Source organism: Candidatus Magnetobacterium casense, from assembly GCF_019173545.1.
In the GTDB taxonomy this organism is placed as follows: Bacteria; Nitrospirota; Thermodesulfovibrionia; order Thermodesulfovibrionales; family Magnetobacteriaceae; genus Magnetobacterium; species Magnetobacterium cryptolimnobacter.
Genome location: NZ_JABXWD010000698.1, coordinates 1 through 1,291, shown reverse-complemented (window position 1 = coordinate 1,291; position 1,291 = coordinate 1). Strand labels below are relative to the sequence as shown.

Annotated in this window: 2 protein-coding genes; both read left to right on the top strand. The window is 48.1% G+C overall.

Annotated elements, in window-relative coordinates; genetic code table 11:
• Nucleotides 1-130: 130 nt before the first annotated feature.
• The gene (locus HWQ67_RS18845) at nt 131-637 is read left to right on the top strand and encodes a hypothetical protein (protein WP_218254235.1); all 507 of its coding nucleotides are present in this window, start codon (nt 131-133) and stop codon (nt 635-637) included.
• A gap of 27 nt (nt 638-664) precedes the next feature.
• A complete protein-coding gene (locus tag HWQ67_RS18840; protein WP_218254234.1) occupies nt 665-1,228 on the top strand; it encodes an SBBP repeat-containing protein in 564 nt (187 codons plus the stop codon).
• The last annotated feature ends 63 nt before the right edge of the window (nt 1,229-1,291 follow it).

The window sequence follows — 1,291 nt, the reverse complement described above, 5'->3', positions numbered from 1 at the left end:
CCGTCTTAAAGTTGTAGATACACGCCATTTTTTTCATATCCCTGGAAACACGCATCCATATTGGCTTTTTTCCTGATGCTGTATCTACCCACCCAAAACCCAAGTATGAGATGGCGATTCATATTCAGGTGTGGTCAACGGTCTTATTATCAATGGAGAGTATGTCTTTACGGTCTATGTTACCGATGACAAAGGCAACATGGGCGTACCTGGCTCACAGACCTTACCGCAAACAAACGGGGTATCCTCAGGGCCGGTGTTAAGCGTTAAGGCAAACGGCCAGTCCGGGCAGGTCGGCATCAAGACGACAGACCCCTTAACGGTAACGATAGGGCTTGACGCCGCCGGCAGCGCCGGTATAAATGCCGACTGGTGGCTGGTTGCGGCAACACCTTTTGGGACGTATTACTACGATGTCCTAAGCGGGGCCTGGGCATGGAAGTTGGGCAGTTCGGTGACGTACACGGGGCCGTTGTTTAGCGTTGGCGAATTTTCACCGTTGGTTGGATTGTCGGGTCTGCCGGTTGGCATCTACGATTTTTCGTTTAAGACAGACTTTAACCCAAATGGGGGTGATGACGCCTCCATATATTCATCTACGGTTACGGTGAACGTCAGCCAGGTAGGTATGGCATAAGCGATTTCAAATAAGGAGGTACAGGACATGACAGGCAGGAAGGTATTGAGGACAATTGTACTGGTTGCGGTAATGGTGCTGGCGTTGGCAGGGGCCGCCTTATCGGAAGAGGTGTATAAATACAAGAATATGTGGCCAAAGCTCGAGCAGCCGTGGTATTTTGACAGACCTTCTGGCGTAGCGGTAGATGGCAACGGTAATGTCTACGTCGTCGATAGTAGTAACAACCGTATCCAGAAATTCACATCCAATGGTAAGTTCATTACTAAATGGGGCAGTTCAGGCAGTGGCAACGGACAATTTTATTCCCCTAATGGCATAGCGATAGATGCCAATGGGAACGTCTACATCGCTGATAGAGGAAATGCTCGCACCCAGAGATTCACCGCCAATGGTAAGTTCATTGCGAAATGGGACAGTTCAGGTAGTGGTGATGGGCAGCTTAATAATCCCACTGGCATGGATATAGATGCTAACGGGAACATTTACGTTGCTTATACGGGCAACCACCGCACCCAGAAATTCACCTCCGATGGTAAATTCATCGTATCCTCTTTAAATTTCATGGTAAACACTTTTTTACCCTGGTGACAATCCTTCTGTCTTACTTCTGATGATATCAGATAAGGCCGGCATTTTGAATTGTCTGCTTAT

Excerpts from the sequence above, each read along its gene's own strand:
- HWQ67_RS18840 (WP_218254234.1), top strand. The coding sequence starts at position 665 with ATGACAGGCAGGAAGGTATTGAGGACAATTGTACTGGTTGCGGTAATG.